This is a genomic window from Flavobacterium sp. AG291 (genome assembly GCF_003350375.1).
Lineage (GTDB): Bacteria > Bacteroidota > Bacteroidia > Flavobacteriales > Flavobacteriaceae > Flavobacterium > Flavobacterium suzhouense.
This window is the reverse complement of record NZ_QQAR01000005.1, coordinates 206,989-214,810: the sequence shown is the minus strand read 5'-3', so window position 1 is coordinate 214,810 and position 7,822 is coordinate 206,989. Positions and strand designations below refer to the sequence as shown.

The 7,822-nt window shown below is 42.0% G+C and carries 6 protein-coding genes; 4 read left to right on the top strand and 2 right to left on the bottom strand.

The features are described 5' to 3' along the window. Window positions 1-114 precede the first annotated feature (114 nt). From DEU42_RS07855 to DEU42_RS07840, 4 genes are all read left to right on the top strand, one after another. Window positions 115-1,980 (top strand): OmpA family protein, encoded by a 1,866-nt coding sequence (locus DEU42_RS07855; protein WP_114757742.1) that lies wholly within the window; start codon window positions 115-117, stop codon window positions 1,978-1,980. A 143-nt stretch (window positions 1,981-2,123) separates the two neighbouring features. Continuing rightward, window positions 2,124-2,717 carry a TetR/AcrR family transcriptional regulator gene (locus DEU42_RS07850; RefSeq protein ID WP_114757741.1) on the top strand — a complete coding sequence of 198 codons (594 nt, stop codon included), beginning with the start codon at window positions 2,124-2,126 and terminating at the stop codon, window positions 2,715-2,717. A 12-nt stretch (window positions 2,718-2,729) separates the two neighbouring features. Beyond that, window positions 2,730-2,954, top strand: a complete 225-nt coding sequence (locus DEU42_RS07845; protein ID WP_114757740.1) for a hypothetical protein — start codon at window positions 2,730-2,732, stop codon at window positions 2,952-2,954. Window positions 2,955-2,993: 39 nt separating this feature from the next. After that, window positions 2,994-4,271, top strand: coding sequence for an MFS transporter (locus tag DEU42_RS07840; protein ID WP_114757739.1), 1,278 nt, complete (start codon window positions 2,994-2,996; stop codon window positions 4,269-4,271). Between the two features lie 97 nt (window positions 4,272-4,368). Here DEU42_RS07840 and DEU42_RS07835 read toward each other — a convergent pair whose 3' ends face one another. Next, entirely contained in the window at window positions 4,369-4,935 is a 567-nt protein-coding gene (locus tag DEU42_RS07835; RefSeq protein ID WP_114757738.1) for a choice-of-anchor J domain-containing protein, read from the bottom strand. Between the two features lie 3 nt (window positions 4,936-4,938). Continuing rightward, window positions 4,939-7,707: a TonB-dependent receptor gene (locus DEU42_RS07830; RefSeq protein WP_114757737.1), complete on the bottom strand. Its 2,769-nt coding sequence runs from the start codon at window positions 7,705-7,707 to the stop codon at window positions 4,939-4,941. Between the last annotated feature and the right edge of the window lie 115 nt (window positions 7,708-7,822).

The following is a 7,822-nucleotide window of genomic DNA, read 5'->3' as shown; positions in this document are numbered from 1 at the left end:
CCTGAAAGTGACAACTCCTGCATCGCACGAGGTAATGTTACTGTTTGACCTGAACTTCCCTAAAAAAGTATCACGTTCACCACGTTATTTCTAATCTAAAGCGACTTAAAGAAAATGAAGAAACTATATATTACACTTGGACTGGCTCTTGCTACTATGGCAATGACAGCTCAGACAAAAGAAACAGAGAAGGCAGACAAGCTATATGCACGTCTTGACTATATCGATGCGGCAAAAGAATACCAAAAACTGGAGCCAAGCCCTTATATCTACAAACAGATAGCAGAGAGCTACTATAACATCTTCAACTCAAAAGAAGCATTAGGATGGTATGCCAAAGCTACACAGACACAACAGGAAGCAGAGATCTACTACCACTATGCACAGATGCTAAAGGCAGAAGGCAAGTATGAGGAGGCTAACGCTCAGATGAAGAAATTCGCATCAATGGCACCAAACGACCAGAGAGCGATCATCTTCAACCAGGATCCTAACTACCTTCCAAAACTGAAATCTCAGACCAAACTTTTCGATGAGAAAGTATTGGACATCAATGATGAGAAATACGGATCATTCGGAGGAGTACTGGCAAACGATAACAACTTTTATTTTGCAAGTAACAGAAATACAGGAAGAAAAAAATACGGAACAGATGAGCAGCCGTATCTTGATATCTATACTTCTACCTACAATGCAAACGGGACTTTCAGTGAGCCAACACCACTTTCAGACCTTAATACAAAATGGCATGATGGCCCTGTAGCGGTAAGCGCAGACGGAAACACCATGTACTTCAACAGTGAGAGCTTTAACGAGCGCAAGCAGTTTGAAAGAGATAAAGAGATGAACCTTAAGCTGGGTCAGGTATTCCTTTACAAATCAGTAAAAGAAGGCGACAAATGGGGAGAGCCAAAACTACTTCCTTTCAACAGCAAAGAGTGGTCTACACAAAACCCTTCGATCAGCAAAGATGGCAAATGGTTATACTTCTCATCAGACAGGACCGGTACCCTTGGAGGACAGGATATCTGGAAAGTGGAAGTTAAAGGAGGCGACAGCTACGGTGAGCCTGTAAACCTGGGTTCTAAAATAAACACAGAAGGAAAAGAGAGTTTCCCATACATTACAGATGATAACAAGCTATACTTCTCATCAGACAGGCCTGGAGGTCTTGGAGGACTTGATGTGTTTGTGGTTGACCTTAACAAAGGAACAGAAGCTAAAAACGTAGGAGCTCCGGTTAATACAGCAAAAGACGACTTTGCATTTAGCTTTAATACCACAAAAAACATCGGATTCTTCTCAAGTAACCGTTCAGGCGTTGACAAGCTTTACCTTGCTACTCCGGTATGTGGTGTAGAGGCAGCTATCGTAGCCAGAGATGCAAAAACAGGCAAAGTACTACCAGGGGCAAGAGTTGCTATCCTTGACGAGAGAAACAACGTAATCGAGACAAGAACAGCAGGAGCAGATGGTAAAGTGGATTACAGCATCGACTGTAATAAAGCTTACACTATTCAGGCAACAGCAGAAGGTTATGTAACCAACACTTTCCCGATTGCTAAGACAAACGGAGGCACTGTAAATGTAAATGCAGACCTACAGCCAATCGAAACGATTGTTACGCCAACGGAAGTTGTACTTAACAGCATCTATTTCGAGTTCAATAAGAGCAACATCACAAAAGAAGCAGCTCTTGAGCTAGATAAGTTAGTAGAGGCAATGAAAGCTAACCCTGAGATGGTTATCATGGCGAAATCGCACACGGATAACAGAGGTTCAGACAAGTACAACATGACATTGTCAAATGCGAGGGCAAAATCAACAGTTCAGTACATCATCTCTAAAGGTATCGCTAAGAACCGTATCTCAGGAGAGGGTTATGGAGAGAGCCAGCCTAAGGTTGACTGTAAAGAGAACTGTACAGAAGAGCAACACGCTCAGAACCGTCGTTCAGAATTCCTAATTGTTAAGAAGTAATCACACACAGGTCGTTTCTTAATAAACCAACTATAGTGAAAGCCTCCGCAGTATGCGGAGGCTTTTTTTTGTTTAAAATAATTTAATGTTTTATAAATGAATGAACATTCATTTATTTTATATATTTGTGTCAAATTTTAACCATGCGTACAAGAGATACAGACAAAGAAAAGCTTGTTATCGAAAAAGCAATAGAACTTATTGTTGCAGATGGCATACAGGCATTCAGTATGAATAAGCTGGCTAAAGCCTGTAATATATCAGTAGCGACGCTGTATATCTACTACAAGGATAAAGATGATCTTATTATTAAGATTGGCCGTGAGGTAGGAGATTCGTTTTTTAAAAGAGCAGTAATTGACTTCTCTTCCGAGATGTCATTTAAGGATGGCCTATGGAGGCAATGGCAAAACAGGGCTGCATATGCTATGGAATATCCCACAGAGGTTAAGCTTTTTGAAGCGATGAAACATACGCCTTACGGAGAATCAATAATGCGTTCTGAAGGGCATTTGTATTTTAAGGAACAGCTTGAAAACTTTACTAAAAATGCAATTCGCAATAATGAGCTAATAGAACTTCCGCTTGATGTATTCTGGAGTGTTGCTTATGGTCCGCTATATACTATGCTAAACTTTCATCGGGAAGGAAAAGCATTAGGAGGCAGACCGTTTACCCTTACGCAGGATAAAATTAAAACAGCCTTTGAGATGGTTTTAAAGGCACTTACCCCTTAAAATTATTTATTTATGGATACTATATCTGATCACCTCCTTATTTTTAAAACAGACATCGACAGTTTTTGTACCAATTGTCAGGTTCATAAAGCACTAAACGACCATCCTTCCATTTGGGAATGGAGCATTGATACTCAGGATGAAGACTGTGTATTGCGTGTTGTGTCGCCTTCGCTTACACCCAAAATGGTTATAAGCCTTGTAAATGCCTGTGGGCACAAATGTGCCGAGTTGTAGTTCAATCATCAATCAAAATCAATCATCATCAATCAAAAAATGAAACAGAAAAAATCAGACATCCCTTCTTTTACCTCTTACCAGAAGTTCATTATTGTTCTTCTGGCCATATTGCAGTTTACAATAATTCTCGATTTCATCATTATATCGCCATTGGGTGATGTTCTTATGAAAACGCTTGATATGACTACCACACAATTCGGTCTTGCCGTTTCGGCTTATGCCTTTAGTGCAGGTGGGTCGGGATTATTAGCTGCCGGTTTTGCGGATAAGTTCGATCGTAAAAAGCTATTGATATTCTTTTACAGCGGATTCATCATCGGAACCATTTTTTGTGCTTTGTCAACAGGATACTGGACGCTTCTTGCTGCAAGGATAGTAACAGGTCTTTTTGGCGGAGTCATCGGTTCAGTATCGCTGGCAATAGTAACCGACCTGTTTGTTATCGAACAGCGTGGCCGCGTAATGGGTTTTATACAAATGGCATTTGCAACGAGTCAGATATTAGGTATACCTCTGGGCCTTTATTGCGCCGATAAATGGGGATGGCATTCATCATTCCTGTTGATAGCCGTTCTTGGTATGTTGGTGCTTATAGGGATAATCATAAAGATGCATCCTGTATACAAACACCTCGGGTTACAGGAAGATAAAAATGCGTTTCAGCACCTTTGGCATACTGTAAGCAACAAAAAGTACCAGGTAGGATTTGCCGCTATCGCATTGCTTTCGGTAGGAGGGTTTATGCTTCAGCCTTTTGGTAGTGCGTTCCTGGTAAACAACATTGGCATTGCGCAGGAAGACCTTAAAATGGTTTACTTTTTTACCGGACTTTCGGTGTTGTTCATTATGCCATTGGTAGGGAAACTTAGCGACAAGGTAAGTAAGGTAAGATTGTTTGCTGCGGGTTCGTTTATTGCCATAGTAACAATAATGTTCTATACCAATCTTGGCCCTACACCATTGTGGGAGGTTGTAATTATTAACATGATCATGTTTATGGGTGTTATGAGCCGTATGATTCCCGCAACTACACTTAATACCGGCATACCCGAAATGAAAGATCGCGGAGCCTATATGGCTATTACCTCATCATTGCAACAAATTGCAGGAGGTATCGCGGCGGTATTTGCCGGTTTTATAGTACATCAGGAAACTAAAACCAGTCCGCTGGAACATTACGATATTTTAGGATACATTATTGCGGCTGTAACTATATGCTCGATATTTCTGGTATCAAGAGTTGATAAACTGGTAAACACTAAAACTAAATCTGAGAGCGTTCCTGCGGCTCAGGACGCTATTATGGAGTATTAATAAAGCAAAGCTTAGTTTGGCTTGCGAAAGCCTTTTAGAAGCCTCTATTTTACGTTTAGACTTTAAGCCTGTAAGTTTGTAAAAGCTTACAGGCTTTTTAATATATTTTTATATTATCAATCTGATAGCTGCTACCGGTAGTTGTATGCGTAGCCTTAAAAGCAAGATGCACTATGCCCGAGTAATTTTCAAGGCTAATTTCTCCTGACGAAATGAACTTATACCAATCGGTATAAAAACCTGCTGTTTTTGCCTGAAGCGGAATCCAGGTAGCAGTAGAAATGTCCGATTCGTCATAGTTTGTTGAAACAAAAACTTCAAGGTGGCTGCCCGTTTGTGGGAAATGGTGCTGCGCCGACTGAAAATGAAATGTCCTTTTTGTGCTGCCCAAATCTATAGCCGGAGTAATGAGCCATGCGGTAGAGGTGCCTTCGGCCTCACTTAGGAATTCAGTATAACCGTTTCGGTCAAAAACCTGTTCTGACCAAAGGATGGTGCCTGTTTCGGCTACATTGGTAAAACCATCAATATTTAGAACCATATTGTCCTCTGCGGTTTCAAAATCTTCCAGATAAACCAATGGCGTATAGGGAGGCAGCGAGGTTTCATCATCACAGCTAGCAATTATTAATGCTGTAAACAGTAATAGTGTAATCTTTTTCATGACTTAAAAATTCAGGTAAACATTAACGTAATAATTTCGGCCGTAGCCGTAGTAATATTTCGGCCCGAAAGAAGGCGAGCCATCCATATCGTTATCAAGTTCGCGATAGTTAGTATTACGTGCCTGTTCAAAACCTCCTGTTTTGTAGGTAACATCAAACAAGTTGTTGATGCTGGCAAAGAAACCCACGTTCTTTTTGTAACCCACTTTCCATGATTTACCTCCCACGATATTGAACAGATAAAAGGAATCAAACTTTTCCTGATGCAGCAATTGCTTAGCACGGATGGGGTCTATGTCTTCAAACACATTGCCGGGGCTGTCCGGATTTTCAAAGAAGTGTTCTGTTCTCAACAATGCCGAAACATCAAGATAATTTGAAGCGAGATAATTGGCATTGGCACCTATCCACCAGTAATGCGGGTCGCGGTATTCGAACCCAACCGATACTGCCTGCTGTGGCATACCCGCTAATTTATAATTTTTCAGGTAGGCTTTGCCAAAATCAACCGATGTTAGTGGTACATCGGCGACAGGGTTGCCATTATCGTTTCCGCTTATTACTGCAAGCGCATCATTATTAAGCGACACATTAGGGTTATTGCTGTAGATGTAGTTGCCCAGCGCAGCCGAAGCCATGAATTTTAATGTTGGCGTAAACTGGTATTCAATACCCATTTCCAGTCCTATCATGCGTTTGTTGATACCGGTAAGATTTTCGGCAACAAAGGCATCGGCATCATCGCCTTCAAAAACACCTTCGCCATAGAATGATGATGTTTCAGAAGCATTTTCAATAGTTGTGTAAAACCCTGTAAATCTTGCTTTCAGTTTTGGCATTCGCAGGATGTAAGACGCATCGATATTCGACAGGTTTTCGTTGCCAAGATTATCCATAACCGAATTGTTAAGCCGGGCATTGGCAAAGGTATTGCGCAGCGATGGTGCCCTGCTCTGGCGAAGCGCATTCATCACAAACAAATGCCTGCCGCTCAATTTGTAAGTCAGACCTCCTTTAAATCCGAAATTTTCAAAAGCTGTTTTTTCGCTTTTGCCAAAAGAGTTGTTAGGATACAATCCGGTGCGGTACAAACCTTCACGCTGGTATACCGAACGGCTGAACGATTGTGAAAGATAAAAATCTACCTTTTTATAACTGAACCTAAACTGGGTAAAGGCATCAAGGGTATTAGCAAACAGATTATAGTTGTAGCCAAAGGCATCGTCAACACCCACCTGCCTGTCAGGATGGTTCAGGTCGGGCTGGGAAAAATCGTCGTAGTAAAACTGGTTGATGTCCAGAAAGTAATTGCCTCCCAACAAATCGGTCAGGTTTTGGTAATTGTGCGATTTAAGGTGTTTGTAGCTTGCTCCGGCATTCAGGGTAATGGCTGATGATAATCGGGTAAAAAGAATAGAATTGATAGTTAGTGTTTTATCATCGGTCCGGTCTTCATATTCAATGTATTTGCTTCTGCCATCCGGCGAAAGCGCATTGGTAGCATACATGGCTTGCCAGTTAAGCTGCCTTTGAGTAACAAAAGGCGCATTAGCCGCTTCGGAAGGATCATCAAAATAGCCCGGCATTTTGGTATAATAGGTAGGGTCAGGATTAGGGGCAAACTGGTAATCGATACGGCTGTTGCCGATTTTTCCAAATTGATAGGCTACATTAGTATTCAGTGTCGATTTTGGATCTATTTTCCAGTAATGGTTGAGCATCAGTATGGGCTCTTCCACATCCTTTTGACGTGAGTTGCGCTGGTCACCATCATAGTTGCCCCAGTAACTGTTGTATTTTACTCCGGCAATATCCGTGACTTCTTTTGTGTTTGGCGAATTACGTCCGCGCTCACTTTGAGCATAGATGCCTGTAAAGTTCAGGCTATGTTTGTCGTTAAACCGCTTCTCTACAGCCATAAAGAACGAATTACCTCCAAAATTGGTTCCGTCAAAATACCCCTCGTTGGCTCCTCTTCGCGAAGCCGAGACCACATAGCTAAATCCGTTTTTGTTTACACCCGAAGCATAGGTTGCCATTGCCCTGTAGCCATAATAAGTATTGGTTCCTGCAAATGATACACGAGCTCCTTTTTTAAACCCCGAAGCTCGGGTATTTATAGCCTGGGTTCCTAACAGGCTTCCAAAAGTATAGTCGGATGGGGCAGTGCCTGTAGTATATTCCTGATTTCGGGTAGCATCATTAAGCCCGCTCCAGTTGGCCCATTGCGGTCTGCCGTCATACACACGGTTCATGCTTATGCCATTAATGAGTATGGTGCCATATTCAGTATCCAGTCCGCGCATTTTAAATCGGGCGCCACCCCAGTTAAACGCTGCCGACTGTTGGAATACATCGCGCGAGGCCTGAAGCAATCCGGCAGAAGTATCAGATCCGCTGCTGCCATCGGCAAGGTCGTTGTCGGATAAGGCTATGAGTCCTAATTGCTGTTCTGATTTTATGTCTTCTTCAAGTACCACAATCCCCAGGTCGAGTGTTCGCCCATCAATAATCTTAAGGTTAAAGTTCTTGGCAATATAGCCCGTTGTGTTTACAGTAAGTAAATGTTCACCATTGGGAACCTGGTCGAATACAAAGAATCCGTCGGTATTGGTAAGTACTTCGCGGCCGTTGCTTTGCAGGGTAGCAGTTGCGCCCGGCAGAGGCTCCTGGGTTTTGGAATCGATAACTTTTCCGAGCACGGATGCAGTTTGTTGAGCCTGCAGGGTTAGGGCCTGAAACAGCAATACAATGAGTAGCAGTCTACGCATTAATGATTTATGTTGGTTGGTTATTGGTAGTCAAATGTAAAATAAATAGGAATAGTATTATATTATAACTGAGAGATTTTTCAAAACCCCGGAGGAGCGGATTATTATGTGCTAT

Excerpts from the sequence above, each read along its gene's own strand:
- DEU42_RS07855 (WP_114757742.1), top strand. The coding sequence starts at position 115 with ATGAAGAAACTATATATTACACTTGGACTGGCTCTTGCTACTATGGCA.
- DEU42_RS07850 (WP_114757741.1), top strand. The coding sequence starts at position 2,124 with ATGCGTACAAGAGATACAGACAAAGAAAAGCTTGTTATCGAAAAAGCA.
- DEU42_RS07845 (WP_114757740.1), top strand. The coding sequence starts at position 2,730 with ATGGATACTATATCTGATCACCTCCTTATTTTTAAAACAGACATCGAC.
- DEU42_RS07840 (WP_114757739.1), top strand. The coding sequence starts at position 2,994 with ATGAAACAGAAAAAATCAGACATCCCTTCTTTTACCTCTTACCAGAAG.
- DEU42_RS07835 (WP_114757738.1), bottom strand. The coding sequence starts at position 4,935 with ATGAAAAAGATTACACTATTACTGTTTACAGCATTAATAATTGCTAGC.
- DEU42_RS07830 (WP_114757737.1), bottom strand. The coding sequence starts at position 7,707 with ATGCGTAGACTGCTACTCATTGTATTGCTGTTTCAGGCCCTAACCCTG.